Annotated in this window: 24 protein-coding genes and 3 tRNA genes; 11 read left to right on the top strand and 16 right to left on the bottom strand. The window is 65.3% G+C overall.

From position 1 onward, the window contains the following. Genes AC56DV_RS21250 through AC56DV_RS21240 form a run of 3 tightly spaced genes read left to right on the top strand, consistent with a single transcriptional unit; the run spans position 1 to position 3669 of the window. Positions 1-705, top strand: a complete 705-nt coding sequence (locus tag AC56DV_RS21250) for an ABC transporter ATP-binding protein (RefSeq protein ID WP_496316212.1) — start codon at positions 1-3, stop codon at positions 703-705. Further along, positions 653-2167, top strand: coding sequence for a DUF3526 domain-containing protein (locus tag AC56DV_RS21245; protein WP_496316211.1), 1515 nt, complete (start codon positions 653-655; stop codon positions 2165-2167). The genes AC56DV_RS21250 and AC56DV_RS21245 overlap by 53 nt, the downstream gene beginning before the upstream one ends. Then, positions 2164-3669: a DUF3526 domain-containing protein gene (locus tag AC56DV_RS21240; protein ID WP_496316210.1), complete on the top strand. Its 1506-nt coding sequence runs from the start codon at positions 2164-2166 to the stop codon at positions 3667-3669. The genes AC56DV_RS21245 and AC56DV_RS21240 overlap by 4 nt, the downstream gene beginning before the upstream one ends. Before the next feature lies 1 nt (position 3670). Here the strand turns inward: AC56DV_RS21240 and AC56DV_RS21235 are convergent, their stop codons facing one another. The 3 genes from AC56DV_RS21235 to AC56DV_RS21225 form a co-directional block, all read right to left on the bottom strand. Continuing rightward, positions 3671-4753 (bottom strand): aminotransferase class V-fold PLP-dependent enzyme, encoded by a 1083-nt coding sequence (locus tag AC56DV_RS21235; protein ID WP_496316209.1) that lies wholly within the window; start codon positions 4751-4753, stop codon positions 3671-3673. 455 nt (positions 4754-5208) lie between these two features. Further along, positions 5209-5298, bottom strand: a tRNA-Ser gene (locus AC56DV_RS21230). A 66-nt stretch (positions 5299-5364) separates the two neighbouring features. Then, on the bottom strand, positions 5365-6492 hold the full coding sequence (locus AC56DV_RS21225; RefSeq protein ID WP_496316208.1) for an FAD-dependent monooxygenase: 1128 nt from the start codon (positions 6490-6492) through the stop codon (positions 5365-5367). Between the two features lie 104 nt (positions 6493-6596). Between AC56DV_RS21225 and AC56DV_RS21220 the strand changes: the two genes are divergently transcribed. Then, positions 6597-7358: an IclR family transcriptional regulator gene (locus AC56DV_RS21220; protein ID WP_496316207.1), complete on the top strand. Its 762-nt coding sequence runs from the start codon at positions 6597-6599 to the stop codon at positions 7356-7358. A 157-nt stretch (positions 7359-7515) separates the two neighbouring features. On the opposite strand, the gene AC56DV_RS21215 is transcribed toward AC56DV_RS21220, so the two are convergent. From AC56DV_RS21215 to AC56DV_RS21195, 5 genes are all read right to left on the bottom strand, one after another. Further along, a tRNA-Ser gene (locus AC56DV_RS21215) sits at positions 7516-7605 on the bottom strand. Between the two features lie 31 nt (positions 7606-7636). Further along, positions 7637-7726 (bottom strand) — tRNA-Ser (locus AC56DV_RS21210). A 75-nt stretch (positions 7727-7801) separates the two neighbouring features. Beyond that, a complete protein-coding gene (serS, locus tag AC56DV_RS21205; RefSeq protein WP_496316206.1) occupies positions 7802-9091 on the bottom strand; it encodes a serine--tRNA ligase in 1290 nt (429 codons plus the stop codon). Positions 9092-9155: 64 nt separating this feature from the next. Further along, positions 9156-9359, bottom strand: coding sequence for a hypothetical protein (locus AC56DV_RS21200; protein ID WP_496316205.1), 204 nt, complete (start codon positions 9357-9359; stop codon positions 9156-9158). 146 nt (positions 9360-9505) lie between these two features. Further along, positions 9506-10951 carry an aminotransferase-like domain-containing protein gene (locus tag AC56DV_RS21195; RefSeq protein ID WP_496316204.1) on the bottom strand — a complete coding sequence of 482 codons (1446 nt, stop codon included), beginning with the start codon at positions 10949-10951 and terminating at the stop codon, positions 9506-9508. A gap of 180 nt (positions 10952-11131) precedes the next feature. Between AC56DV_RS21195 and AC56DV_RS21190 the strand changes: the two genes are divergently transcribed. After that, positions 11132-11482 (top strand): DUF2917 domain-containing protein, encoded by a 351-nt coding sequence (locus tag AC56DV_RS21190; RefSeq protein WP_496316203.1) that lies wholly within the window; start codon positions 11132-11134, stop codon positions 11480-11482. On the opposite strand, the gene AC56DV_RS21185 is transcribed toward AC56DV_RS21190, so the two are convergent. Then, positions 11479-12273: an alpha/beta fold hydrolase gene (locus AC56DV_RS21185; protein ID WP_496316202.1), complete on the bottom strand. Its 795-nt coding sequence runs from the start codon at positions 12271-12273 to the stop codon at positions 11479-11481. The genes AC56DV_RS21190 and AC56DV_RS21185 overlap by 4 nt on opposite strands. 89 nt (positions 12274-12362) lie before the next feature. Between AC56DV_RS21185 and AC56DV_RS21180 the strand changes: the two genes are divergently transcribed. Continuing rightward, positions 12363-13067, top strand: coding sequence for a GntR family transcriptional regulator (locus tag AC56DV_RS21180; protein WP_496316201.1), 705 nt, complete (start codon positions 12363-12365; stop codon positions 13065-13067). A 9-nt stretch (positions 13068-13076) separates the two neighbouring features. Here AC56DV_RS21180 and AC56DV_RS21175 read toward each other — a convergent pair whose 3' ends face one another. Beyond that, positions 13077-14453, bottom strand: coding sequence for an 8-oxoguanine deaminase (locus AC56DV_RS21175; RefSeq protein ID WP_496316200.1), 1377 nt, complete (start codon positions 14451-14453; stop codon positions 13077-13079). Between the two features lie 127 nt (positions 14454-14580). Beyond that, positions 14581-15936, bottom strand: a complete 1356-nt coding sequence (locus AC56DV_RS21170) for a uracil-xanthine permease family protein (RefSeq protein WP_496316199.1) — start codon at positions 15934-15936, stop codon at positions 14581-14583. 349 nt (positions 15937-16285) lie between these two features. On the opposite strand from AC56DV_RS21170, the gene AC56DV_RS21165 reads away from it, so the two are divergent. After that, on the top strand, positions 16286-16567 hold the full coding sequence (locus AC56DV_RS21165) for a type II toxin-antitoxin system Phd/YefM family antitoxin (RefSeq protein ID WP_496316437.1): 282 nt from the start codon (positions 16286-16288) through the stop codon (positions 16565-16567). Next, entirely contained in the window at positions 16564-16890 is a 327-nt protein-coding gene (locus AC56DV_RS21160) for a type II toxin-antitoxin system RelE/ParE family toxin (protein ID WP_496316198.1), read from the top strand. Before AC56DV_RS21165 ends, AC56DV_RS21160 begins: the two co-directional genes overlap by 4 nt. 27 nt (positions 16891-16917) lie before the next feature. On the opposite strand, the gene AC56DV_RS21155 is transcribed toward AC56DV_RS21160, so the two are convergent. From AC56DV_RS21155 to AC56DV_RS21140, 4 genes are all read right to left on the bottom strand, one after another. Next, positions 16918-17361: an Hsp20/alpha crystallin family protein gene (locus AC56DV_RS21155; protein ID WP_496316197.1), complete on the bottom strand. Its 444-nt coding sequence runs from the start codon at positions 17359-17361 to the stop codon at positions 16918-16920. A gap of 116 nt (positions 17362-17477) precedes the next feature. After that, positions 17478-18785: a replication-associated recombination protein A gene (locus AC56DV_RS21150; protein ID WP_496316436.1), complete on the bottom strand. Its 1308-nt coding sequence runs from the start codon at positions 18783-18785 to the stop codon at positions 17478-17480. An 83-nt stretch (positions 18786-18868) separates the two neighbouring features. After that, on the bottom strand, positions 18869-19486 hold the full coding sequence (gene lolA, locus AC56DV_RS21145) for an outer membrane lipoprotein chaperone LolA (protein ID WP_496316196.1): 618 nt from the start codon (positions 19484-19486) through the stop codon (positions 18869-18871). A 10-nt stretch (positions 19487-19496) separates the two neighbouring features. Beyond that, positions 19497-21995, bottom strand: a complete 2499-nt coding sequence (locus AC56DV_RS21140; protein WP_496316435.1) for a DNA translocase FtsK — start codon at positions 21993-21995, stop codon at positions 19497-19499. A 253-nt stretch (positions 21996-22248) separates the two neighbouring features. Between AC56DV_RS21140 and trxB the strand changes: the two genes are divergently transcribed. The 3 genes from trxB to AC56DV_RS21125 all read left to right on the top strand — a co-directional run bounded on the left by trxB (position 22249) and on the right by AC56DV_RS21125 (position 24611). Beyond that, complete coding sequence (gene trxB, locus AC56DV_RS21135; protein WP_496316195.1) at positions 22249-23202, top strand: thioredoxin-disulfide reductase; 954 nt, start codon at positions 22249-22251, stop codon at positions 23200-23202. Positions 23203-23206: 4 nt separating this feature from the next. Then, positions 23207-23908, top strand: coding sequence for a Smr/MutS family protein (locus AC56DV_RS21130; protein ID WP_496316194.1), 702 nt, complete (start codon positions 23207-23209; stop codon positions 23906-23908). A gap of 76 nt (positions 23909-23984) precedes the next feature. Next, positions 23985-24611 carry a trimeric intracellular cation channel family protein gene (locus AC56DV_RS21125; protein WP_496316193.1) on the top strand — a complete coding sequence of 209 codons (627 nt, stop codon included), beginning with the start codon at positions 23985-23987 and terminating at the stop codon, positions 24609-24611. A 27-nt stretch (positions 24612-24638) separates the two neighbouring features. On the opposite strand, the gene AC56DV_RS21120 is transcribed toward AC56DV_RS21125, so the two are convergent. Continuing rightward, on the bottom strand, positions 24639-24977 hold the full coding sequence (locus AC56DV_RS21120) for a P-II family nitrogen regulator (protein ID WP_019922031.1): 339 nt from the start codon (positions 24975-24977) through the stop codon (positions 24639-24641). Positions 24978-25006: the final 29 nt, after the last annotated feature.

Genomic DNA, 25006 nt, shown 5'->3' with positions numbered 1-25006 from the left:
ATGATACGCATCGAACAACTGACCAAGCGGTACGAAGGCCGCACGGTCGTCGACCACCTCAATCTCCATGTCGCAGCGGGAGAGATCTACGCCCTGCTCGGGCCCAACGGCGCGGGCAAGTCGACCACCATCGGCTGCCTGCTGGGCTTCGTCCAGCCGGACGGCGGCAGCATTACGCTGGCCGGTTCGCCGCTGCCGGCGGCCGCTGCGGCGGTGCGGCACGCCGCCTACATCGCGGAAAACGTGGCGCTGTACGACAAGCTGACCGGCGCCGAGAACGTGGAATTCTTCATGCGCCTGCTGGGCCAGGTGCCGTCGCGCGCCCGCATCGAACAGCTGCTGCAGCGCGCCGGCCTGCCCGCGCACGCATGGCACCGGCAGGCGCAGGGCTACTCGAAGGGCATGCGGCAAAAGGTCGGCATCGTGATGGCGCTGGCCAAGGGCGCGCAAGTGCTGGTGCTGGACGAGCCGACCTCCGGCCTGGACCCGGAGGCCAGCGTGTCCTTCGGCGAATTGATACGGTCGCTGGCGGCCGACGGCGCGGCCGTGCTGATGGCAACGCACGACCTGTTCCGCGCGCAGGAACTGGCGAACCGCTGCGGCATGCTGGTGGGCGGACATCTGATTAGTGAATGGAACCTGGGAGAATTGAATGCTGGCGAACTCGAACGCAACTACCTCGACACCCTGGCCAGCCGGGTCTGAGGCCGGGTCTGAAGCATCCCGCGCCTCCGGCCTGCGCCGCTGGCGGCGCGCCTTCGGCGGCGCCTGGCAGGCCGACTGGCGCGAACGGCGCCGCGACTGGCGCGTTTGGCTGGTGGCCGGGCTGGGCATGGTGCTGGCGCTGTGCGCGGGCGCGCTGGCGGCGCTGGACCTGCAAAGCACGCTCGATGCGCGCCACGTGGCCGGCAAGGCCGAGCAGCAGCGCTGGTCGCAGCAGGGAAAGAAATATCCGCACTCGGCCGCGCATTACGGCGTCTACGTATTCAAGCCCCTGCCCGCGCTGGCCGCGCTCGATCCCGGCGTGGAGCGCTACGTCGGCTCCAGCGTGTGGCTGGAGGCGCACAAGCAGAACGAGCTGGTGTACCGCCCGGCGGGCGACGAACCGGACGCCAGCCGGCAGTTCCGCCTCACGCCCGCCTTGCTGCTGCAGGTGCTGGCGCCGGTGGCCATGATCTTCCTCGGCTTCGGCATGTTCGCGGCGGAGCGGGAGCGCGGCACCCTGGCCGCGCTACGCGTGAACGCGGCGCCGCTGGGCGCCATCGGCGCGGCGCGCGCCGCCGTGCTGGTGTGCCTGGCGGCGCTGATCGCGCTGCCGGCCTGCGCCGCCGTGGCACTGGTCAAATGGCAGGGCGATGCCGTCAATCCGTTCACCGACGGCGCCCTGCGCGGCGCGCTGTTCGCCGCCGGCTACGCGCTCTACCTGGCTACCTGGGCGACCCTCATCACGGCCGTTTCCGCCTGGGCCGCCAGCACCCGCGCCAGCCTGGCCATCCTCATCGCGCTGTGGGCCGGGATGACGCTGGTGCTGCCGCGCGTTGCCGTCGAGCTGGCGCAAGCAGCCGCGCCGCTGCCCAGCATGCAGCAGTTCCGCCAGGCGCTCGATGCCGATCTTGGCATGCCGGACGATCCGGAGGAAGCCGAACGCCACAAGCAGCAACTGCTCAAGGAGTACCAGGTGAGCGACGTGCGCGAGCTGCCGCTAAACTGGGCCGGCATCAGCCTGGCGCGCGGCGAGGAACACGGCAACAAGGTCTTCGACCAGCACTACGGCCGGCTGTTCGACGCGTTGCGGCGCCAGAGCGACGCGGCGGCGCTGGCGGGCTGGCTGTCGCCCGCCGTCGGCGTTGCCGGCTTGTCGAGCTACCTGGCGGGCAGCGATACGGCCAGCCATCTCCAGTTCGTAGGGAGCGCCGAGCAGCAGCGCCGCCGCATGCAAACGGTGCTCAACGACGCCATCACGCGCCATCCGGAACGCGACGGCAAGCGGCATGACGGCGACGAGCAGCTCTGGAACAGCATTCCGCCGTTCCACTTCACTTACGCACCGATTCAATGGGAACACCTGATGATGAAATTTGCACTGCCGCTGCTGGCGGCGCTGGGCGCCAGCCTGTTGCTGGCCTTCCTCGGCATACGCCGGCTGCGCCGGGGGAGCTTGCGATGAAGCAGATCACCGCCTTGATACGCTACGACTTGCTGATGCAGCTGCGCGAGCGCGGCACGCTGTTGCTGCTGGCGGCGGCGCTGCTGCTGGCAGGCTTCGGCCTGTTCGAGGGCAGCCGCTTCGAGCGCCAGGGCCAGGCCGCGCGCGCCGATGCGGCGCGGCAGGAAGCCGACGCGCGCAGCCGCGCCGGGCTGCTGGCGGAGCGCTATTTCGCCCATCCGGACGCGCCCGAGTTTGCGGGCCTGCAGTGGTTTCGCACCCCGGTCGATATCCGCGGCTACGCCTTCCGCGAGCACGTCGGCTTCGCGGCCAAGCCCGGCGTGCCGGGTGCGGCGCTGGGCATCGCGCAGGCCGACATCCTGCCTGCGTACGTGCGGGTGCGCGCGGAGTCGATGGAGTCGGTCCGCACCGCTGCCGAGATCGAGCATCCGGGCCGCCTGGCGGCCGGGCGCTATGACCTGATGTTCTTCATGGTCTATCTGTGGCCGCTGATACTGCTGTCGCTGTGCATGTCGGTGCTGACGCAGGACCGCGAAAGCAGGCGCCTGCGCAGCCTGCAGCTGCAGGGCGTGTCGCCGCTGCGGCTGCTGCTGGTGCAGATCGGGGCGCGGGCGCTGGCCGTAACCCTGGCGTTGCTGCTGTTCTGCGTGGCGGCTGCGCTGGCCATCGGCGCGGTGCCGGCCACTGCGGCGGGGCTTGCGGCGCTGGCTTCGTGGTCGGCCATCGTGCTGCTGTATTCGGGGTTCTGGTCGGCGGTGGCGGCGGTAATCTGCGCCGTGTGCGCCAGCCGCATGAGCGCGGCGTTCGCCGTGTCCGGCGCGTGGCTGGTGTTCGCCATCGTGATTCCCGGCGCGCTGAATGCCGGCGTGCAGCTTGGCGCGCCGGTGCCGAACCGGGAATACTATGTGCAGGCCATGCGCGACGCGGGCGACCGCGTGGCGGCGGACAAGCTGAATAGCCTGGCGCGCTTTTACGACAGCCATCCGGAGTGGAAGCCTGTCAGGACGCCGCTGGAGAAGGTGTCGTCCAGCGTGTCGCGCATCCAGCGCGCGCAGGAGCTGGAAGGCGCGATGCGCGATGTGGAGCTGAAGTTCGGCCGGGCGCGCGAAAACCGCGACGCGCTGTTCGACACGGCCGCCGCGTTCAGCCCGGTGACGCTGGCGTATCAGGCGCTGGCGCATATCGCTGGCAACGACAGCGCGCGCCAGCAGCGCTTCATCGCGGAAGTGCAGCGGCATCACGCCGTGCTGCGCGACTACTTCCAGGCCGAAATCCAGCGCGCGGCGCTGGGGGACGAGCGCAATCCTTGCGCCAGGACCTGCCTGGGCGGCTACGGTTTCCGCGACTTCGCCAAGGTGCCGCGCTTCAGCGCGTCGGCGCAGCTGGCCGCGCCGCCCGCCGTTCCGGCCCGCTCGGCTTTGCTGTTGCTCTGGACGGCGTTGCTGGGGGCGGCGGCCGTGCTGCTGCTGCGCCACGTGTCGCGCAGGCAGGCGACGGCGTAGCTCAGGCGGCGGCCAGAGCGCGGACGGCGGCGGCCAGCTTGTCCAGGTCCGCGCTGCGCGTGAAGTACGACGGCGTGACGCGCACGCAGGCTCCGCCCGCCGGGCCGTTGCGCGCGACGGTGAAGATGCCGTAGTCGTCGGCCAGCGTGCGGGCCAGCGCCACGTTGGCTTCGAAGCTGGTTTTGCCGCGGATGCGGAACGAGGTCAGGCCGCCGTACATGCCTTTTTCTTCCGGCGTGAGGATTTGCACGCTGGGGATGTCGAGCACTTGTTTCACCCAGTGGTCGCGCATGCCGCGCAGCCGTTCGCTGCGTTCGGCGAGGCTGACCTGGCCGTGGAATTTGAGCGCGGCCGGGATGGTCATGATGGCGGCGGCGTTGACGGTGCCGGAGTGGACGCGGGAGCGGATGTCGGTGTCGGGATAGTCGCGGTCGCCCATGTGGACGCCGATGTCTTTCAGGCGCTCGGCGCGGATGTAGAGGAAGCCCAGTCCCAGCGGCGCGCCTATCCATTTGTGCAGGTTGGCGCCGACGAAGTCCGCGCCGAGGTCGGGGATGTTGAAGTCGAGCTGGCCCCAGGATTGGGCGACGTCGGCGATGACGTCGACGTTGCGGCGCTTGGCCATCCGGGTGATTTCGGCGACGGGGATGACGAGGCCGGTGCGGTGGCTGATGTGGGTGAGCAGCAGCAGCCGGGTGCGCGGGTGCTGCTGCAGGGCGCGCTCGTAGGCGTCGATGACGTTTTGGCGGGTGGCGGGTTCGGGTATCTGGACCACGGCGACGGTGGCGCTGCGGCGCTGCGCGAGGTCGTTCATGGCGTATTGCATGGCGTCGTAGTCGAGGTTGCCGTACATGACGGTGTCGCCGGCGCCGACGTGGCGGTAGTTGGTGATGAGGTTTTGCAGCGATTCGGTGGCGCCGCGGGTGATGGCGATTTCGCCGGTGCTTACGCCGGCGTGCCGCGCCAGCTGCGCGCGGATGGCTTCGATGCCGTCGCGGTCGAATTCGCGGCGCAGGAAGCGGGAGCTGTGGCGGTTGAGGTAGTCGATGTTGCGCTTGAAGTCTTCGGCGACCGGGGTGGGCATATGCCGTAGTAGCCGTTTTCGAGGTTGATGTAGTCGGGGGGGAGGTCGTAGGCGGTTGACGGGGTGTCGGGCGCGGCGCTGCGCGCGCGCCCTATCGCTGTGGCGCCCAGGGATAGGGTGGCGACTGTGCGGAGGAGGTTTTTGCGGCGGTGGGGGTTGGGAGACATTTGCAAGCTCCTTTGGGGTCGGTGGCCTACTCTAACGCTAAGGGACTGCATGCTGCAACCCTGAATGGGCGATTCGGAGAGCCTCCGCGCCCTTTAGGGCGCTTCGTCTTCGAATCCCACCCTCTCCGTCCGAACAAATAAAAAAGGGCTCCCGCAGGGGAGCCCTTCTTTAAATGGGCGATTCGGAGAGCCTCCGCGCCCTTTAGGGCGCTTCGTCTTCGAATCCCACCCTCTCCGCCAGAACAAATAAAAAAGGGCTCCCGCAGGGGAGCCCTTTTTTATTTGTTCTGGCGGAGAGGGTGGGATTCGAACCCACGGTAGGGTCGCCCCTACGCTTGATTTCGAGTCAAGTACATTCGACCACTCTGCCACCTCTCCGTGTGTCGTACGCCGCTTTATGCGAAGGCGTGATTATAGTTGCCCGCCCTCTAAATTGAAAGCCCTTTACGTAACTTTCCATGCGTCGTAGCCGTATACCCAGTCGGCATTGCCTCCTTCCCGCAACCAGTTGTTGCTGCGCGAGCCCAGCTGGATCTTGGAGGCTCTTTCTATCCGTAACCGCTCAAAGCCTTGCAGCGCGGCGGGAATGGCGCTGGCTTGCCTTACATTCCGCAGCGCGCAGGCGAGCACTACGCCGTCTTCGATGGCCATGCCGGCGCCTTGCGCCATGAAGGGCATCATGGGGTGCGCGGCGTCGCCCAGTACGGCCATGTGGCCTCTCGACCAGGCGGGCAAGGGGTCGCGTTCGTAGAGCGCGGTCTTGAGCACGTCGTCGCAGGCGTCGAGCAAGGCGCGCGCGTGCGGGTGGTAGCCGGCGTAGCTGTCGCGCAGCTCCTGCACGCTGCCTTGCGTGGTCCAGGACTCGAGCTGCCAGCTTTCCTGCGCGGTGGTGGCGAAGATGAAGATGTCTTTGCCGGCGTTGAGGGGGAAGGTGACGATCTGGCTTTCGGGCGTGGGGCCCCACCATTTGGTGAATGCTTGCAGGTTGGGCAGGCCGGCTAGGCGCTCGGCCGGGACCACGGCGCGGTAGGCGACCACGCCGGTGAAGCGCGGCCGCTCCTGGCCGAACATGGCGCTGCGCACTGCGGAGTGGATGCCGTCGGCGCCGATCAGCAGGTCCAGCCGGTGGTGGCTGCCGTCGGAGAAGGAAACGCCGGCGCCCTGCTCTTCGGCCTGGATTTCTTGCACGTGCTTGCCGAACAGGACGCGCTCGGAGGGGAAGGCGCCGGCCAGCGCGGCGAGCAGGTCGGCGCGGTGGATGGTCAGTTGCGGGGCGCCGTATTTTTGTTCGGCGCTGTCGCCCATTTCGAGCCGCGAGGTTTCTTCGCCGCTGTCCCAGGTGCGGCTGATGCGGTGCGTGGGGCGCGCCGCTGTGCGGCGGATCTGGGCTGCGACGCCGAGGCCGTCCAGTGCGCGCACGGCGTTGGGGGTGAGGTTGATGTCGGCGCCAACGCGCAGGAATTGTTTGGTTTGCTCGAATACGACGACGTCGTGGCCCATGTCGCGCAGTGCGATGGCTGCGGCCAAGCCGCCTATGCCGGCGCCGGCGATGCCGATTTTTAGGGTGCTCATGCGGTTGTCTCCTTTGGGGTTCAAGATGGGCTGACTATAGCAATGCGCTTTTTTGTTGTGCATTTTTTGTTCAATATGTTCAAATATGAACATATGGAGGGGTTATGAAGGATGACGAATTACGAGGCGGGTCGGTGGCGCGGGCGTTTCGCTTGCTGGGGTTTGTGGCGGGGGGCGGGTCGACCGCTAACTTGAGCGCGCTGGCGCGCGAGGCGGGGATGAATCGGATTACGGCGGCGCGGCTGCTGGCGACGCTGGAGGATGAGGGGGTGCTGGAGGCGCTGCCTCAGGGGGGGCATCGGATTGGGGTGTGCTTTTTGGGGCTGGCGGCGGATGCGCTGGGGCGGGATGATTTGATTGGTCATGGCCGCAGGCTGGTTGCGCTGTTGAGCAAACAGGTGCAGTGGTCGGGGTATTTGGTGGAGCTGGATGGGCCGTTTGCGGTTTATCTGGCGAAGGAGGTGCCGCAGACGCCTTTGGTGAGTAATATCCGGCCGGGGAGCAGGCTGCCGGCTTATTTGATTGCGCCGGGACGGGTGATTTTAGGGCGCAGGCCGCGCGCTACTTGGCGTGAAATGTATGCGGCGGCGCAGGGGGATCCGCGCGGGGGGCGGATTGGCTTTGCGGAGGCTGAGGCTTTGCTGCTGGAGGCGGCTGAACGGGATTGCTGCTGGAGTTTGGGGTTGTTTGAAACGGGGATTGATGCTTGTGCAGCGCCGGTGTTTGATGCGTCGGGCACTGCGGTGGCGGCGGTTAGTGTGGCGGGACCAAGCTATTTGCTGGCGGAGGAGCCGGGGCGGAAGGTGGAAATTGAGGCGGCGGTCGTTGAAACTGCGCGGCGGCTGTCGGGGTTGCTGGGGGCTTAGCTAGCCACTACTGCGAAGAGCAAAGTCAAAGGCAACTGCAAAATGGGCGATTCGGAGAGCCTTCGCGCCCTTTAGGGCGCGAAGTCTTCGAATCCCACCCTTTCCGTCCGAACAAATAAAAAAGGGCTCCCGCAGGGGAGCCCGTTTTTATTTGTTCTGGCGGAGAGGGTGGGATTCGAACCCACGGTAGGGTCGCCCCTACGCTTGATTTCGAGTCAAGTACATTCGACCACTCTGCCACCTCTCCTGGTGACGCATTTTCCTGCAGCAGCTTGTTGTGGCGGAGAGGGTGGGATTCGAACCCACGGTAGGGTCGCCCCTACGCTTGATTTCGAGTCAAGTACATTCGACCACTCTGCCACCTCTCCGTTTTCCCACCTGCTGCTGCGAGAAGGCAAGATTATAGCAGGCATTCCCGGAAAGGGAAGGACTATTTATCCTTCTTATGCCTTCAGTTGCGTCAGCCCGCCCATGTAGGGCTGCAGCACCGCCGGAATCTCTACCGAGCCGTCGGCTTGCTGGTAGTTTTCCAGCACGGCGACCAGGGTGCGGCCTACCGCCAGGCCGGAGCCGTTCAGGGTGTGCAGCAGCTCGGGCTTGCCTTGGGCGTTGCGGAAGCGCGCTTGCATGCGGCGGGCCTGGAAGGCTTCGCAGTTGGACAGCGACGAGATCTCGCGGTAGGTGTTCTGCGCCGGCAGCCAGACTTCCAGGTCGTAGGTCTTGGTGGCGCCAAAGCCCATGTCGCCGGTGCACAGGCTCATGACGCGGTATGGCAGGCCCAGGTCTTTCAGGATCTTTTCGGCGTGGCCGACCATTTCTTCCAGCACGTCGTAAGAGGTGTCGGGATGCACCACCTGGACCAGCTCGACTTTGTCGAACTGGTGCTGGCGGATCATGCCGCGCGTGTCGCGGCCGTAGCTGCCGGCTTCGGAGCGGAAGCATGGGGTGTGGGCGGTCATTTTCACCGGCAGCGCTTCGGCGGCCAGGATTTCGTCGCGCACGATGTTGGTCAGCGAGACTTCCGACGTCGGAATCAGGTAGAAGGTCTCGCCCTCGCCTTCCGCGCCGCCCTTCTTCACCGAGAACAGGTCGGCTTCGAATTTCGGCAGCTGGCCGGTGCCGCGCAGCGAGTCGGCGTTGACCAGGTAGGGCGTGTAGCATTCGGTGTAGCCGTGCTCGCCGGTGTGGGTGTTCAGCATGAACTGCGCCAGCGCGCGGTGCAGGCGGGCGATGCCGCCTTTCATGACCGAGAAGCGCGAGCCGGTCAGCTTGGTGGCGGTGTCGAAGTCCAGGCCCAGGGCCGCGCCGACGTCGACGTGGTCTTTGACTTCGAAATCGAAGGCGCGCGGCGTGCCGACTTTACGCACTTCGATGTTGCCGCTTTCGTCCGTGCCTACCGGGACCGATTCGTGCGGCAGGTTGGGCACCGCCTGCATGAAATCGCTCATCCGGGCTTGCACCACGGCCAATGCTTGTTCGTTGTTCTTCAGCTCATCGCCCAGGCCGGCCACTTCCGCCATCACGGCGGTGGTGTCTTCCCCTTTGCCCTTGAGCATACCGATCTGCTTGGACAGCGAGTTGCGCTTGCTTTGCAGTTCTTCGGTGCGCATCTGGATCGCTTTGCGCTCCCCTTCCAGGGCGTTGAAACCTGCCACGTCCAGCTGGAACTTGCGCGTCGCCAGGCGGGCTGCGACGTTGTCGATATCTTTACGGAGAAGTTGGATGTCTATCATGGGAGTTGCCGCTATGTCGGAAAGAGAGCAATTGTACCAAGATGACGCCACTTCTTTCGAGTTTTCAGATCAGGGCGGCTTTCTCTGCTGCGGTCAGGCGTTTAGCTGCAACGATCACGACCGGCATCTTGGCTGGGGCGGCGTTCACGCTGGCGAACGCGGCGGCAGGCACTTCGATCACCGGGGCGCTGGCGGTGGCGTAGCTGGTAACGAGAGCCAGCGAAGCGGCGGCGGCGAAGATGATTTCCATGTTTTTCAGTACGTTCATTTTAAGCTCCTTGGTGGTTGGGACTACGTTGTGTTCTGCGATGTTTGTACTGTACCTAAAGGCTCCCCGCGCTTCCATCGGCGTGCGATGAAGCGCAAAAAACGGGGGATGAAACGCAGAATACGCGGAGAGACGGCCGCCTGGAATCAGGCGGCGCGGGTGGCGGGAGCGGTGTCGGCGGCGCGCTGCACCAGGGCGCCGAGGCGGGCGATGGCGCTCTCCACTGCGGGGCTCCAGGGGTTGCCGCAGTTGAGGCGCAGGCAGTTGCTGAATTTGCCCGTGGCGGAGAATAGCTGGCCGGGCATGAAGGCGATGCCCTGCCCTACCGCTTCCCGGTGCAGCGCGAGGGAGTCCACTTGCGCGGGCATTTGCACCCAGAGCACGAAGCCGCCTTGCGGTTCGGAGATGGAGCATTCATGCGGGAAACTGGCGGCCACGGCGTCGGACATGCGGCAGATGCGCTGCGCCAGCGCGCGCCGCATCTTGCGCACCTGGGTTTCGTAGCTGCTGCCGGTGAGGAGGTCGGCCAGCACGGCCTGGAAGAACTGGCTGGTGGCGCCGCTCGACACCATCTTCAGCAAGGTCACTTCCTGCGCCCAGCGCCCGGCCACCACGTAGCCCACCCGCGAGGCGGGCGTGATGGCCTTGGAGAACGATGAGCACAGCAGCACGTGGCCGGTGCTGTCGTAGGCCTTGATGGGCCAGGGCCGCTCGGTGGCGAAGCACAGGTCGCGGTAGATGTCGTCTTCGATCAGCGGGATGTCGTGCTGGGACAGCAGCGCGGCCAGGCGCTTCTTGTTCTCCTCGGGCATGACGCAGCCGAGCGGGTTGTTGGCGTTGGGGACGAACAGGCAGGCTTGCACCAGCCCGGCGTTGAAGGCCAGCTCCAGCGCGTCGATCGAGGGGCCGGTTTTCGGGTGCGTGGGAATCTCGAGCGCCTTCATGCCCAGGCTTTCGATCAGCTGCAGCAGCACGAAGTAGGTGGCCGATTCGATGGCGATGGTGTCGCCGGGCTTGGCGACGGCGCGCAGGCACAGGCTGATGGCCTCTGTACAGGAACTGGTGACGACGATCTCGGCCGGGTCGGGCCTGCCCCAGTCGAGCGCGCGCCGCATGATCTGGCGCACGAAGGCCGGTTCGTTGGTTTCGAAGCAGCTCACGCGCGCCAGCAGCGCCGGTTCGCGCCGCGCCACGGCCGCCACGGTTTTCTGCACGCGCTTGATGGGCAGCAGTTCGTCCGGCGGCCAAGCGGAGCCGAGGTGCACCATGCCGGGCGCTTCGTTCTCTTTCAGCACCCGCATCAGCAGGCTGGTGATGCCGACGTATTCGGGCTCTTTCAGGTGCTCGGCGTCGGTCATCACGGACGACAGCAGGCGGGCGCGGTGGCGCACGTAGTAGCCGGCTTGGGGCCGCGCTTCGATCAGGCCGCGGTCTTCCATCAGCCGCAGCGCCTGCAGCACGGTGCTCACCGACAGGCGCTTTTGCTGCGCCAGGTGGCGGATGGAGGGCAGCCGGTCGCCGGGGGCGAACACGCGGCTGGCGATGTGGGCGCCCAGTTCGTCGGCCAGTTGTTCGTACAAATTGGTTTGCATGGACATCCTCCCATTGTGGCGAGCGCGCGCCGCGCGGCACAGGTACAGCGGCGCGTTATTTCGACCAGCACAGTTTAGCCGAACCGGCGCTGTGTACGTCACAATTCAGGTTTGCTGCATCTGTTATGGCCGGCGCGCCGTGGGTATGCTGGAGGCAGTCATCACCATCAGGAGAGCCTCATGCAAGCCCGTACCCAGCCCTATGCCGAATACACGCTGAGCAGCGACACCCCGCTGCGCCTGGAGGACGCCGGCGGCCGCGTGGTGGAGGCGATTTCGGGCGTGACGTGGATTACCGCGTATGGCCAGGCCACCGACTTCCTGCTGCGCCCGGGCCAGCGCTTCGTGGTGCCGAACGACGGCTTGACGCTGGTGGACGCGATCGGCAGCAGCCGGATACGGCTGGCGGCGGCGCCGGCGCAGAGCTGGCGCCACCGCGTGCTGCGCGAGGGCCACGCGCGGCTGGCGGAGTCCCTGACACGCTTGCGCCAGGGCTTGCAGCCCGCAAGCTGTGCGGACTTCCCGGGCTAGGAACCGGCCAGCCAGGTTTGCACGGCGGCGTTGAAGTCCTGTTCCCGTTCGCGCATCGGCCAGTGGCCGGTTTTCATGGCGATGGCGCGGCTGCCCGGCGTGGCATTCAGTCTATCGGTCCACGCCCTGGTGTGGAACAGGAAGGGCTTGCGGGTGCCGTAGATGTACAGCGTGGGGCAGGCCGGCATGGTGGCGGCGGCACCGCGGTAGGAGCCGTAGGCGCCCATCCAGGTGATGTAGTACGGGTAGTTCATCTGGCTGCCGATGGCGGCGCCGTCCACCGGCACCTTCATGGCCCTGGCCATCATGCGCGACATGCCGTCGCCAGCCCTGCCGCCTATGCGCCAGGCCAGCGCGAGCCACAGCTGGTAGTAGGCGGTGGCGAGCTTGGCGCCCAGGCCCAACCCGGCGCGGTACTCGGGCGTGAGCGCGTCGCCCACGTCCACCGAGACGATGCGCGACACCAGCTGCGGATGGCGCTGGGCGAACTCGGTGCCGAAGATGCTGCCCCAGTCGTGCTGCATCAGGATCACCGGCCGGTCCGGGCTGGCCTGGCGCGCGATGCTTTCGATCAGCGCGGTCATGCCGTCCAGCGAACAGGGGCGGCGCGGCTTGTCCAGGTCGAAGCCGGGCAGCGTGAAACGCACGCAGCAGTATTGCCGGCGCAGCGCGGCGACCTGGCCGTCCCACAGGCGGTGCGTGTCCGGCCAGCCGTGCAGCATCAGCACGGTCTCGGCGCCCTCGCCTTCCACGAACACATCGATGCCGTCCACTGCGAATGTCTGCTGCATGCCCTGCCTTCCGTTGTCAAAAAAGTAGCAATCATAGCCAATAAATAGCCATCCATGTATGATTGAGCATTGATTACTGCTACGGCTCCATGCAAACGTCCATCGTCGCCATCGAAGAAAAACAGAGCAGTGGCGAGAGCTCGAACGACATCGCAAACCACATCGCGGAGGCCATCGCGGCGCGCAAGCTGCCGCCCGGGACCAAGCTGCGCGAGGAGGCTTTGTCGCGCCTGTATTCGGTGAGCCGCACCAAGATCCGCGCGGCGCTGCTGATCCTGTCCAAAGATAAACTGATCCAGATGGTGCCGGACAAGGGCGCCTTCGTCAGCCAGCCGAGTGAGAAGGAGTCGCGCGACATCTTTGCGGCGCGGCGCATCCTGGAGGCGGCGCTGGCCAGGGAGTTCGTGGCCAAGGCCACGCCGGCCGACTACCAGGTGCTGGAGCGGCATTTGAAGATGGAGCGCCAGGCGCTGGGCGACCACAAGGTGCGCTCGCAGCTGCTGGGGGATTTCCACGTGCTGCTGGCGAACGTGGTGGGCAACCAGGTGCTGCATGAGATGCTGAGCGAGCTGGTGGCGCGCAGTTCGCTCATCACCATGCTGTACCAGTCGGACCGGGATGCGGTGTGCTCGTCGAACGAGCACGAGGAGTTCCTGGACGCGGCAAAGTCCGGCGACGCGGACCTGGCCGCGAAGCTGATGCTGGAGCACCTGCTGCACGTTGAGGGCGCGCTGCGCTTCGACAGCAGCGGCGCGGCGCCGGACAAGGACCTGGTCGCGGCGCTGCTGAAATAGTGGCGGGTGCTACGCCGCCTTGCGCGCGCCGGTGGCCAGCGCCAGCTCGTGCGCCAGGCTGTTGTGGCGCTCGATCACGATAGGCAGGTCCACCGTCTGCAGCAGCCCGTCCCGCACCACCACTTTGCCGTTGATGATGCTGTGCGTGACGTTGGACGGCGTGCAGAACACCAGCGCGGCCACCGGGTCGTGCAGCGCGCCGGCAAAGCCGACCTGGTCCAGCTTGAAGGTGATGATGTCGGCCGCCATGCCGGGCTTGAGCGCGCCGATGTCGTCGCGGTTGAGGACCTTGGCGCCGCCCAGCGTGGCCAGCTCCAGCGCCTGGCGCGCGGTCATCGCATCGGGGCCGAAGCCGACGCGCTGCAGCAGCATGGCTTGCCTTACCTCGCCCAGCATATGGCCCGCGTCGTTGGAGGCGCAGCCGTCCACGCCCAGGCCCACCGGCACGCCCGCGTCCACCATCTTGCGGATCGGCGCGATGCCGGAAGCGAGGCGCATGTTCGAGCACGGGCAGTGCGCGATGCCGGTGCCGGTCCTGGCGAACATGTAGACGCCGTCGTCGTCCAGCTGCACGCAGTGCGCATGCCACACGTCGTGCCCCACCCAGCCGCAGTCCTCGGCGTATTCCGCCGGCGTCATGTTGAATTTCTCGCGGCTGTAGGCGATGTCGTTGACGTTCTCCGCCAGGTGGGTGTGCAGCGACACGCCGTAGCTGCGCGCCATGGTGGCAGCTTCCTTCATCAGGTCGCGCGACACGGAGAACGGTGAGCAAGGCGCCACCACGATGCGCTGCATGGCGTAGCGGTTGGCGTCGTGGTAGGTTTCGATCAGGCGCTGGGTGTCCTTCAGGATGGCGCCCTCCTCTTCCACCACGCGGTCCGGCGGCAGGCCGCCCTTGGACTGGCCCACGCTCATGGAGCCGCGCGCGGCGTGGAAGCGCATGCCGATTTTCCTGGCCGCTTCGATGCTGTCGTCCAGGCGGCAGTCGTTGGGGTAGATGTAGAGGTGGTCGCTGCTGGTGGTGCAGCCGGACAGCATCAGTTCGGACATGGCCGTCAGCGTGGACACGTGCACCATCTCGCTGGTGAGGTTGGCCCAGATCGGATACAGGTTGGTAAGCCAGTTGAACAACTCGCCGTTCTGCGCGGCGGGGATCACCCGCGTCAGGCTTTGGTACATATGGTGGTGGGTGTTGACCAGGCCGGGCATGACCACCTGGCCGCTGGCGTCGATCACTTCGTCCGCCTGCTGCGGCAAGTCGGCCGTGAAGCCCACCTGTTCGATCACGTTGCCGCGCACGAAGATGGCGCCGTTGTCGATTTCGCGGCGCTCGTCGTCCATGGTCACCACCACGCGCGCATTGTTGATCAAGAGAGTTTTAGTCATTTTATGAAGTCCTTGGAATGATTAAACACTGCGGAAACAATGCGCGGGCACTGCGGAAACAATGTCAAAACCGCGCCGGGTGGTCGTCACCGGCGCGGAGGATTACTGCAGTCAGGCGGCTACGAGCTTAAGCCGTCTCGAGCTTTTTTACCAGCATGGGCTGGGGCACCTCGTCTTCCTCGTCGTCGCTCGCTTCCACGGGACGCTCCGGCAGGATCAGGTTCAGCGTGACCGCCACGATGGCGGCGGTGCTGATGCCCGAGCCGAAGATCTCCTGCACGAAGGCAGGCAGCTTGACCAGCAGTTCGGGGCGCACGCTGACCGCCAGGCCGCAGCCGATGGAGACGGCGATAATCAGGCCGGTGCGCTTGCTGTGCTCCACGTTGCTCAGCATCTGCACGCCGGCGGCGATGATCATGGCGAACATCATCAGCCCGGCGCCGCCCAGCACGGGCTGCGGGATGGTAACGACGATGGCGCCCAGCACCGGGAACAGGCCGGCCAGCGCCAGCATCACGCCGGTCAGGGCCACCACGTGGCGGCTGGCGACGCCGGTCAGCGAGATCACGCCGACGTTCTGCGCGAAGGTCGATACCGGCGGGCTGCCCAGCATGGCCACGCAGGCCGATCCCACGCCGTCGCACAGCACGCCGCGCGCCAGCGTTTTGCCGCGCATCTTGGTGTTGGTGGCCGAACCCAGCGCCATGAAGGTGCCGGTGGTTTCCACCATGGTGACCACGTAGGCCACGCCCATGGCGACGATGCCGCTGATCGGGAAGGTCATGCCGTACGCGAAAGGCTGCGGCACCGAGAACGCGGCGGCTTTCTGCACCGAGGAGAAGTCCACCAGGCCCATGGCGACGCAGGCAAGGTAGCCGACGAACATGCCCAGCACCACGGCCGCTGCCGAGAAGATGCCTTTGCCGTACTGGACCAGCGCGATCACGGTCACCAGCACGAACAGGGCGATGCCGAGGTTGATCGGGTCGCCGTAGTGGGCGCCGGCGCCCTTGCCGCCGGCGGCCCAGTCGATGGCGACCGGCACCAGCGACAGGCCGATCATGGTGACCACCACGGCGGTGACGGCGTGCGGGAACAGTTTGCGGATCTGCGGCATGAAGCAGGAGCCGACGATCATCACCACCGAGCCGGCCAGCGAGGAGCCGAGAATGCCCGGCACGCCGTGTTCCAGGCCGATGCTGATGGCCGCGCCGACGAAGGCGAAGCTGGTGCCCATGACGCAAGGCAGGCGGATGCCGATCGGGCCGACGCCCTTGCACTGGATGATGGTGACGATGCCCGAGCCGAGCAGCGCGGCGTTGATCAGGGCGACGATCTGGTCGGCGGGCAGTTTGAGGACCGCGCCCACGACCAGCGGCACGGCGATGATGCCGCCCAGGGCGGCGAGCATGTGCTGGGCGGCCAGCAGGGTGGTGGTGATCAGCGGTGGACGGTCATCCACCTGGAATAGCAGGTTGTTCATGTGTGTCTCCATCATTGATGTTATGTCGTGAACTACTTGTTCCGGTGCTATCCGGCATGCCTCTCCGCGCAGATCGTGGCGTCTGTTTTTATCGTGGCGAGGTCGAACTTGAGGCGGGATGGGGCGTCTTGTGGACGCTCCACTGGGATGCTTACACGCGGCTCTGTGGCAGCGTTCTATGTGATTGATGATGCCGAGTGCTGAAAAAGTTGTCAACCGATTTTGTATACAATCTATGCGTACTGGCGGTACGTATTGCATAAATGTCACACTGCCATTTACCCCAACAACAGTTAAGCCAAATGAGGATCGGTCTATAATGAGTCAGCCCAACCAATCTGCCCGCCCCATGAAATACTCAAGCCAGGTCAAGCCGCTCTCTTACCTCAAGAGCCATACCGCAGAGATTGTCACCACGCTGATGGAGACACGGCAGCCTATGCTCATTACGCAAAATGGGGAGGCGAAGCTGGTGGTGATGGACGTACACAGCTATGAAGAGCAGGAGCAAGCCATGGCCCTACTCCAGATTTTGGCGCACGGTCGCAAGGACATTGAAGAAGGCCGGGTCATCCCTGCAGCGGACGTCTTTGCGGAGATAGAGGCATTGGATCGGGCCGACGAAGAATGAGCCATCGGGTCGTATTTCTTCCATCCGCATTGGATGACCTGAAAGAAATACGACGCTACATACGCAAGCATTTCTCACAGGACGTCTGGCTCGATTCCTACGCGAAGATCAAGCACGCCATTCTGAATCTTGAGCAGTTCCCCTCCTCCGGCCACCCGCCGCCAGAACTCCCTACAACGCATTTTCTTCAAATAATCGCAGCAAAGAACCGGGTTATTTATGAAGTGGGAAGCAAGACAGTCTACATACATCTGATATGCGATAGCCGCCGGGATTTGCAGGCAAAGTTGGCCAAGCGGCCACTACGGCACTGGGCGCCGTAGTGGCCGTTCAAAGGCCGGGGTGCGGGGTTATTGGATTTGCAGCTGGCGGCCGTGGCCGCCGACTTTCTTGGGCAGGGTCAGTTCCAGCACGCCGTTCTTGCAGGCGGCGCTGGCTTTTTGGTCGTCCACCTCCTGCGGCAGCGTGAAGCTGCGGTACTGCTCGCCATGGAAACGCTCGCTGCGCATCAGCGTGCCGCTTTGCGGGTCCTTCTTCTGCTCATCGTGCTTGGCGCGGATGGTCACCGTATGGCCGTCGATCGAGACCGTGATGTCCTGCTTTTCATAACCGGGCATTTCCGCCCGGACCGTGTAAGCCTGGTCGGTTTCGTGCACGTCCATGCGCATGCTGCGCGGCTGGTCGGACCCGCCGTACGGCCGGTCGAACTCATCGAAGAAACGTTCGATGTCGCGGAATGGATCGAAGCGGGCAATGTCGCCGAAGGGGCTGAAACGGGTAAGATTGCTAGCCATAATTTCCTCCCTTTAGGTGAAATGGTTGAACAAGCTACTCCTTGTGCATTCAGCATAGCACCTGCTGCGGAGAGGTCCAGACGCGATTCAATCGTGCCGCATCCGCCCGTTCCCGCTCACCCCTTGCGCGCGTCCTCGTCCAGGCTGCGCAGGAAGGCCAGCTTGTCGGCGATCTTGCTTTCCAGGCCGCGCGGCACCGGCTGGTACCAGCCGGGCTCGGCCATGCCGTCCGGCAGATAGGTCTCGCCGGCCGCGTAGGCGTGCGGCTCGTCGTGGGCGTAACGGTATTCGTGGCCGTAGCCCAGCTCTTTCATCAGCTTGGTGGGCGCGTTGCGCAGGTGCACCGGCACTTCGCGCGACTTGTCCCGCTTGACGAAGGCCATGGCCTGGTTGAAGGCGTTGTAGCCGGCGTTGCTCTTGGCGGCCACCGCCAGGTAGATCACGGCCTGGCCCAGCGCCAGCTCGCCTTCCGGGGAACCCAGCCGTTCGTAGGTGGCGGCGGCGTCGTTGGCCATGGTCAGGGCGCGCGGATCGGCCAGGCCGATGTCTTCCCAGGCCATGCGCACGATGCGGCGCGACAAATAGCGCGGGTCGGCGCCGCCGTCGATCATGCGGCAGAACCAGTACAGCGCACCGTCCGGATTGGAGCCGCGCACGGATTTGTGCAGGGCGGAAATCTGGTCGTAGAAGTTGTCGCCGCCCTTGTCGAAGCGGCGCGCGTTCAAGGTCATGGCGTTCTCGACGAACTTGGCGTCGATCTTCTGCACGCCGGCCGACGAGGCGGCGTTGTCGGCCTGCTCCAGCAGGTTCAGGAAGCGGCGCGCGTCGCCGTCGGCGTAGCCGACCAGGGTGTCGGCGGCGGCATCGTCGAACTTCAGGTGCGGCAGGGCTTCCTTCTGCGCCTTGGCCAGCAGCTGGCGCATTTCCTCGTCGCTGAGCGACTTCAGCACGTAGACCTGGGCGCGCGACAGCAATGCCGAGTTCACTTCAAAGCTGGGGTTCTCGGTGGTGGCGCCGATGAAGGTGACCAGGCCGGACTCGACGAAGGGCAGCAAGGCGTCCTGCTGCGATTTGTTGAAGCGGTGGATCTCGTCGACGAACAGCAGCGTGTGCTTGCCGTGGCGGTCCAGGTTCTGCTGGGCCTGCTCCATGGCGGCGCGGATGTCCTTCACGCCGGCGAACACGGCCGACAGCGCGATGAATTCGGCGTCGAAGGCGTTGGCGGTCAGGCGCGCCAGGGTGGTCTTGCCGACGCCCGGCGGGCCCCACAGTATCATGGAGTGCGGCTTGCCGGCCTGGAAGGCCAGGCGCAGCGGCTTGCCCTCGCCCAGCAGGTGCTGCTGGCCGATCACTTCGTCCATGGTTTTGGGACGCAGGGCTTCGGCCAGCGGCGCGCGGGGTTCGGTTTTGAAAAGGTCGTCCATCATGCTTTACTGTAGCGGCAGCGGCGCGCGCCGCGTTTGCGCGCGCGCAAGCGGCGCGCCGAATGTGCCCCGGGTTTATTCTTCTATTGCTGAGAAATTTCCACGCCCTTGGGCATCACGAACTTGTAGTGCGCGGCGCCCACTTGCGGGTTTTTCTCGAACTTGCTGAAGGTCAGCACGGACATGGAGCCGAAGTTGTCCTTCAGCTCCATCGCTTCCGGCGTGCCGTTGCGCAGGCCGATGGCGATCTGTTCGAAGGTGGTGTCCTGCGCCTTCGGCACGGCTTTCAGCCACTCCAGGCCGTCGCGCGTGCCCGCTTCGGACAGGGTGAAGTTCTTTTCCAGGTCGTTGCTGCCGAACAGGATGGCGGCCGGCGACGAGCCCAGCGCGTTGCCCAGCTTCTTCACGGTGACCTGGTTCAAGTCCTTGTCGTAGATGTAGAGCTGTTCGCCGTCGGCCTGCAGCAGCTGGTCGTAGGGCTTCAAATAGGTCCAGATGAACTTGCCGGGCCGGGCGAACTCGAACGTGCCGCTGGCGGTGTTGGAGCTCTTGCCGGCCTTCACCTGGCGCTGCGTGAACTCGCCGCGCGCCGACTTGGTGCTGGCGACGAAGGTCTTGAACTGGTCCAGCGCGGCCGCCTGGGCGGCGCCCGCCAGCAGCAAAGCGGTTGCGAATGCTGCGATGTTCTTCAGTTGGGTCATGCTGTGTCCTTTATTCTGCGCTGGCGGCCGGCACCAGGATGTCGCGGTTGCCGTTCGACTGCATGGGCGATACCACGCCGCTCTGTTCCATCTGCTCCAGCAGGCGCGCCGCGCGGTTGTAGCCGATGCGCAAGTGGCGCTGCACCAGCGAAATCGAGGCGCGGCGGTTTTTCAGCACCACCTGGACGGCCTGGTCGTACATCGGATCGGCTTCGCCGCCGCCCTCGCCGCCTGCCCCGCCCTCCGCGCCGCCCTCGCCTTCCAGCGTGCCGCCTTCCAGGATGCCCTCGATATAGTTCGGTTCACCCTGCAGTTTCAAATGTTTCACCACGCGGTGCACTTCCTCGTCCGACACGAAGGCGCCGTGCACCCGCACCGGCAAACCGGTTCCGGGCGGCATGTACAGCATGTCGCCCATGCCGAGCAGCGTTTCCGCGCCCATCTGGTCCAGAATGGTGCGCGAGTCGATCTTGGACGACACCTGGAACGCGATCCGGGTCGGAATATTGGCCTTGATCAGGCCGGTAATCACGTCTACAGATGGGCGCTGCGTCGCCAGAATCAAGTGCAGGCCGGCGGCACGGGCTTTCTGGGCGATACGGGCGATCAGTTCTTCCACTTTCTTGCCGACCACCATCATCAGGTCGGCCAGCTCGTCGATGATGATGACGATGGTGGGCAGCTTCTCCAGCGGCTCAGGCGAATCCGGCGTGATGCTGAACGGATTCGGAATGTGTTCTTCGCGCTTGGCCGCCTCGGCGATCTTGGCGTTGTAGCCGGCCAGGTTGCGCACGCCCAGCTTGGACATCAGCTTGTAGCGGCGCTCCATCTCGTTCACGGCCCAGTTCAGCGCGTGGCCGGCCTGGCGCATATCGGTCACCACCGGCGCCAGCAGGTGCGGAATGCCCTCGTACACCGACATTTCCAGCATTTTCGGGTCGATCAGGATCATGCGCACGTCGGCCGGGTCGGACTTGTACAGCAGCGACAGGATGGTGGCGTTGATACCCACCGACTTGCCGGAACCGGTGGTACCGGCCACCAGCAAGTGCGGCATCTTGGCCAGGTCGGCCACCACCGGCTTGCCGGCGATGTCCTTGCCCAGCGCCACCGTCAGCGAGGACGCGTTGTCGTGGTAGACCTTGGAACCGACGATCTCGCTCAGGCGCACGATCTGGCGCTTGGGGTTCGGCAGCTCCAGCGCCATGTAATTCTTGCCCGGAATGGTTTCCACCACGCGGATCGAGGTCAGCGACAGCGAACGGGCCAGGTCGCGCGCCAGGTTGACGATCTGCGAGCCCTTCACGCCCGTTGCCGGTTCGATTTCGTAGCGGGTCACCACCGGGCCGGGATAAGCGGCCACCACGCGCGCTTCCACGCCGAAGTCCGACAGTTTCTTTTCGATCAGGCGGCTGGTGAACTCCAGCGTTTCCACCGCCACGGTTTCCTGCGACACCGGCGCATCGTCCAGCAGTGACAGCGGCGGCAGGTCGCCCGGACGGGAGTCCTGGAACAGCGCCCCCTGGCGCTCCTTGACGGCGCGGTCGGACGGCACGACGGCGGTGACCTGCTGTTCGATCTTCACCGGCACCGGCGCGGCGAACTTCTCCGGCGCCACGGTGGGCGCCGGGCGCGGCATATCATCGCCCATCGCGCCGGCCAGCCCCGCAGCGGGCGACTGCGAGAACGCCGGCGCCGCGGCGGCGGCCGAAGCCGGAGCGCCATCCAGGCGCGGCTCGGCGCGCACCGGCCTCTCCACGTGCTTCTCGATATGCTTGGCGCGCTCGCTGACCACCACTTCTTCGCGCAGCACGGTGGCGCGCTCGCCCTGGATGCGGTCTTCGCGGTCCTGGTAACGGTGCATCACCCACTCGCAGCAGTCTTCAATGAAGCCGCCGATGCGCTCGGCCACGGCCAGCCAGGACACATGGAAGAACAGGCTGAAGCCCAGCCCGAACAGCAGCAGCATCAGCAAGGTGGCGCCGGTAAAGCCAAGCCCCACGTGCGCGCTGTGGCCGATCAGCTTGCCCAGCACGCCGCCCGGCGCCAGCGGCAGCTGCATCTTGAGCGAGTACATGCGCAGGAATTCCAGGCCCAGGCTGCCCACCAGCAGGAAGGCGAAGCCGACCACGCGGATCAGGCCCTCGTGGCGGTGCTCGTCGTCGTCCGCCTCCTTGGTCACGAACTTGCGGGTCAGGCGGCGGTAGCCGCTCCACACGGCCCGCAGCAGCCACACGCACCACCACCAGGCGGAAACGCCGAAGATATACAGCATCAAATCGCTCATCCACGCGCCCGCGCGCCCGCCCAGGTTGTACACCTTGGGCACCACGTTGGAATGCGACCAGCCCGGATCGGCTTTGTTGAAGCTGATCATAATGAGCAGAAAGTACAAGGCCAGCGCAGCCAGCGCGAACCAGCGCGCCTCCGACAGCAGCCGCACCAGCCGGTTCGGCAGCGGTTGGCGCTCGGTGGGCGTGCGGGTATAGCTCAAGGGCTGCTGCTTCATCGGCTGCTGTTTCGCCGGGGCTTGCTTTGCAGGCTGTTCTCTCGTTTTAGACATTGATACTTTTATAAGATTTTTGCGGGCGCACCAGAGGGCGCTAGCCATTTGTGGGTATTCTAAGCCATCTCTATAGGAAGCGGCCTCCCAATTCAACCAGTTTCCCTGCTTGGACTATAATTCTGTCTTTGCTCGCCGGCATTGTTATCGCCCGGCCCGCCCCCAACTCCGGTTTATCCAATTAACGAAGAAGCCTTCCATGACCACTACCAAACACGCCCGCGTTTTGATTCTCGGCTCTGGCCCAGCCGGCTACAGCGCCGCCATTTACGCCGCGCGCGCCAATCTGAACCCCATGCTGGTGACCGGCGTGGAACAGGGCGGCCAGCTGATGACCACCACCGACGTGGAAAACTGGCCAGCCGACCCGATGGGCGTGCAGGGTCCGGACCTGATGCAGCGCTTCCTGCAGCACGCCGAGCGCTTCAAGACCGAGATCGTGTTTGACCACATCCACACCGCCAAGCTGAGCGAAAAGCCGATCCGCCTGATCGGCGACAGCGCCGAATACACCTGCGACTCGCTGATCATCGCCACCGGCGCCTCCGCGCAATACCTGGGCTTGCCATCCGAGCAAGAGTTCATGGGCCGCGGCGTATCCGCCTGCGCCACCTGCGACGGCTTCTTCTACCGTGGCCAGGAAGTGGCCGTCATCGGCGGCGGCAACACCGCCGTCGAAGAGGCGCTGTACCTGTCCAACATCGCCACCAAGGTGACCCTGGTGCACCGCCGCGACAAGTTCCGCGCCGAAGCCATCCTGATCGACCGCCTGATGGCCAAGGTCGCCGAAGGCAAGATCGAGCTGAAACTGAACCACACGCTGCAGGAAGTGACCGGCGACCAGGGCGGCGTGACCGGCCTGACGCTGGCGGCCACCGCCGACGGCGCGCTGACCAAAATCAATGTGCACGGCCTGTTCGTGGCCATCGGCCACAAGCCGAACACCGGCATCTTCGAAGGCCAGCTGGAAATGCACAACGGCTACATCAAGACCCGCACCGGCACCGAAGGCATGGCTACCGCCACCACCGCGCCGGGCGTGTTCGCCGCCGGCGACGTGCAGGACCACATCTACCGCCAGGCCATCACCAGCGCCGGCACCGGCTGCATGGCGGCGCTGGACGCGCAGCGCTACCTGGAAGGCCAGGAGTAACAGCATGGCGGGCTTGAAAGACTTCGCCGACCTGAAATCCCTCGGCAAGCAGCTGAAGGAACAGGGCGAGGCGCGCGCGGCCGCCGAGGCCGAGCGCGTCAAGCGCGAAAAAGTGGCGGCGGCGGAGGCCAACATCTTCCGCAACACGCTGGGCGCGCAGGGCGGCATCAAGCGCATGCCGGAGCAGAACCGCTACGTGCACCAGCCCGCCCCTGCCGTGTCCGCGAAGGCGCTGGCGGCGGCGAAGAAGCGAGGCCCGCTCACGCCCGAAGAGCAGCGCCAGGACGACGCCAACGTGCTGCGCGAGTCCCTGTCCGACCTGTTCGAGGTGGACCATTACATGGAGGAAGACCCGGCGCTGAACTACGCCGCGCCCGGCGTCGGCCCCGATGTGGTGAAAAAGATGCGCAAGGGCTACTGGCCGGTGCAGGACGAGCTGGACCTGCACGGCCTGAACCGCGACGGCGCGCGCGACGCGCTGGGCGCGTTCCTGACGCGCGCCAACCAGCGCGGCATGCGCTGCGTGTGCGTGATCCACGGCCGCGGCTTCGGCTCGCGCGGCCAGGAGCCGGTGCTGAAATCCATGGTGCACAGCTGGCTGGTGCAGAAGGAAGTGGTGGCGTTCTGCCAGGCCCGCCCGTCCGACGGCGGCGAAGGCGCCCTGATCGTGCTGCTGCGCGCCGCGCTGCAGCCGGAACGGCGCTGATATAAATTACCCTACCCGTAGTCGCTATCGCATGTTAACCTGTGGGAATTAGCAACTTTGCCAACCCCATAGTTAAATGAAGCACATCCCGCACGTCTCCCTGATCACCATCATCGAAGTCGTGGCAATCCTGGTCGGGGCGATTTCAGGCTTCATTGAGGCGCGGCGCAAGCGCATGGACCTGGTGGGCGTGTTCACCGTGGCCTTCATCACCGCATTTGGCGGCGGCACGCTGCGCGACATCCTGCTCGACAAGCGCCCGCTGTTCTGGGTCCAACACCAGGAATACGCCATCCTGATCTTCGTGCTGGCCCTGATCGCCACGCCCCTGATCCGCACCCTGCGCCAGATCGTTTCCGAACGCGTGATCGTGGTGGCCGACGCCGTCGGCCTGGGCCTGTTCGCCATCGCCGGCGTATCGCAGGCGCAGCAGGCCAATATGCCGGTGTTTATCGCGTCGATGATGGGGGTGATTACGGGGATCTTCGGCGGCGTGCTGCGCGACATCGTCTGCAACGAGGTGCCGATGGTGTTCCGCGACGGCAAACCCTACGCCATCTGCGCCTTCATCGGCTGCTGGATGTACATCGTGATGCAGAAAACGTCCGTCTCGGACGATTTCGCACTGTGGTCAAGCGCCATGGCGATCACCATCATGCGCCTGCTGACCTGGAAATTCGATATGCGGCTCGGCCGCCACTAGGCTCGCAAGCCTGCGGCGGCACGGCGATTACACCGCGTCCGGGCCGGTTTCGCCGGTGCGGATGCGGATCACCTGCTCCACGTTCTGCACGAAGATCTTGCCGTCGCCGATCTTGCCGGTGCGGGCGGCCTTGATGATGGCGTCCACCACCTGCTCGGCCACGCCGTCGTCCACCACCACTTCCACTTTCACCTTCGGCAGGAAATCCACCACGTATTCCGCGCCGCGATACAGCTCGGTGTGGCCCTTCTGGCGGCCGAAGCCCTTCACTTCGGTCACGGTCAGGCCGGTGACGTTCACTTCGGCCAGCGCTTCGCGCACTTCGTCCAGCTTGAACGGCTTGATCACTGCGGTGATTTGCTTCATTGCATTCTCCTAAAGGTAAATCGTTATGC

The organism is Massilia sp. BGA-UO-ETr-WB1 (assembly GCF_059567845.1).
This window is presented reverse-complemented; position numbering and strand designations above follow the sequence as displayed.

Bases quoted from the DNA above. Each gene is read 5' to 3' on its own strand.
- AC56DV_RS21140 (WP_496316435.1), bottom strand. From the start codon at position 21,995: ATGAAGCAGCAGCCCTTGAGCTATACCCGCACGCCCACCGAGCGCCAA.
- AC56DV_RS21195 (WP_496316204.1), bottom strand. From the start codon at position 10,951: ATGCAAACCAATTTGTACGAACAACTGGCCGACGAACTGGGCGCCCAC.
- serS (WP_496316206.1), bottom strand. From the start codon at position 9,091: ATGATAGACATCCAACTTCTCCGTAAAGATATCGACAACGTCGCAGCC.
- AC56DV_RS21220 (WP_496316207.1), top strand. From the start codon at position 6,597: ATGAAGGATGACGAATTACGAGGCGGGTCGGTGGCGCGGGCGTTTCGC.
- AC56DV_RS21130 (WP_496316194.1), top strand. From the start codon at position 23,207: ATGGCGGGCTTGAAAGACTTCGCCGACCTGAAATCCCTCGGCAAGCAG.
- trxB (WP_496316195.1), top strand. From the start codon at position 22,249: ATGACCACTACCAAACACGCCCGCGTTTTGATTCTCGGCTCTGGCCCA.
- AC56DV_RS21120 (WP_019922031.1), bottom strand. From the start codon at position 24,977: ATGAAGCAAATCACCGCAGTGATCAAGCCGTTCAAGCTGGACGAAGTG.
- lolA (WP_496316196.1), bottom strand. From the start codon at position 19,486: ATGACCCAACTGAAGAACATCGCAGCATTCGCAACCGCTTTGCTGCTG.
- AC56DV_RS21190 (WP_496316203.1), top strand. From the start codon at position 11,132: ATGCAAGCCCGTACCCAGCCCTATGCCGAATACACGCTGAGCAGCGAC.
- AC56DV_RS21235 (WP_496316209.1), bottom strand. From the start codon at position 4,753: ATGCCCACCCCGGTCGCCGAAGACTTCAAGCGCAACATCGACTACCTC.
- AC56DV_RS21155 (WP_496316197.1), bottom strand. From the start codon at position 17,361: ATGGCTAGCAATCTTACCCGTTTCAGCCCCTTCGGCGACATTGCCCGC.
- AC56DV_RS21170 (WP_496316199.1), bottom strand. From the start codon at position 15,936: ATGAACAACCTGCTATTCCAGGTGGATGACCGTCCACCGCTGATCACC.
- AC56DV_RS21250 (WP_496316212.1), top strand. From the start codon at position 1: ATGATACGCATCGAACAACTGACCAAGCGGTACGAAGGCCGCACGGTC.
- AC56DV_RS21200 (WP_496316205.1), bottom strand. From the start codon at position 9,359: ATGAACGTACTGAAAAACATGGAAATCATCTTCGCCGCCGCCGCTTCG.
- AC56DV_RS21225 (WP_496316208.1), bottom strand. From the start codon at position 6,492: ATGAGCACCCTAAAAATCGGCATCGCCGGCGCCGGCATAGGCGGCTTG.
- AC56DV_RS21175 (WP_496316200.1), bottom strand. From the start codon at position 14,453: ATGACTAAAACTCTCTTGATCAACAATGCGCGCGTGGTGGTGACCATG.
- AC56DV_RS21125 (WP_496316193.1), top strand. From the start codon at position 23,985: ATGAAGCACATCCCGCACGTCTCCCTGATCACCATCATCGAAGTCGTG.
- AC56DV_RS21165 (WP_496316437.1), top strand. From the start codon at position 16,286: ATGAAATACTCAAGCCAGGTCAAGCCGCTCTCTTACCTCAAGAGCCAT.
- AC56DV_RS21160 (WP_496316198.1), top strand. From the start codon at position 16,564: ATGAGCCATCGGGTCGTATTTCTTCCATCCGCATTGGATGACCTGAAA.
- AC56DV_RS21185 (WP_496316202.1), bottom strand. From the start codon at position 12,273: ATGCAGCAGACATTCGCAGTGGACGGCATCGATGTGTTCGTGGAAGGC.
- AC56DV_RS21245 (WP_496316211.1), top strand. From the start codon at position 653: ATGCTGGCGAACTCGAACGCAACTACCTCGACACCCTGGCCAGCCGGG.
- AC56DV_RS21150 (WP_496316436.1), bottom strand. From the start codon at position 18,785: ATGGACGACCTTTTCAAAACCGAACCCCGCGCGCCGCTGGCCGAAGCC.
- AC56DV_RS21240 (WP_496316210.1), top strand. From the start codon at position 2,164: ATGAAGCAGATCACCGCCTTGATACGCTACGACTTGCTGATGCAGCTG.
- AC56DV_RS21180 (WP_496316201.1), top strand. From the start codon at position 12,363: ATGCAAACGTCCATCGTCGCCATCGAAGAAAAACAGAGCAGTGGCGAG.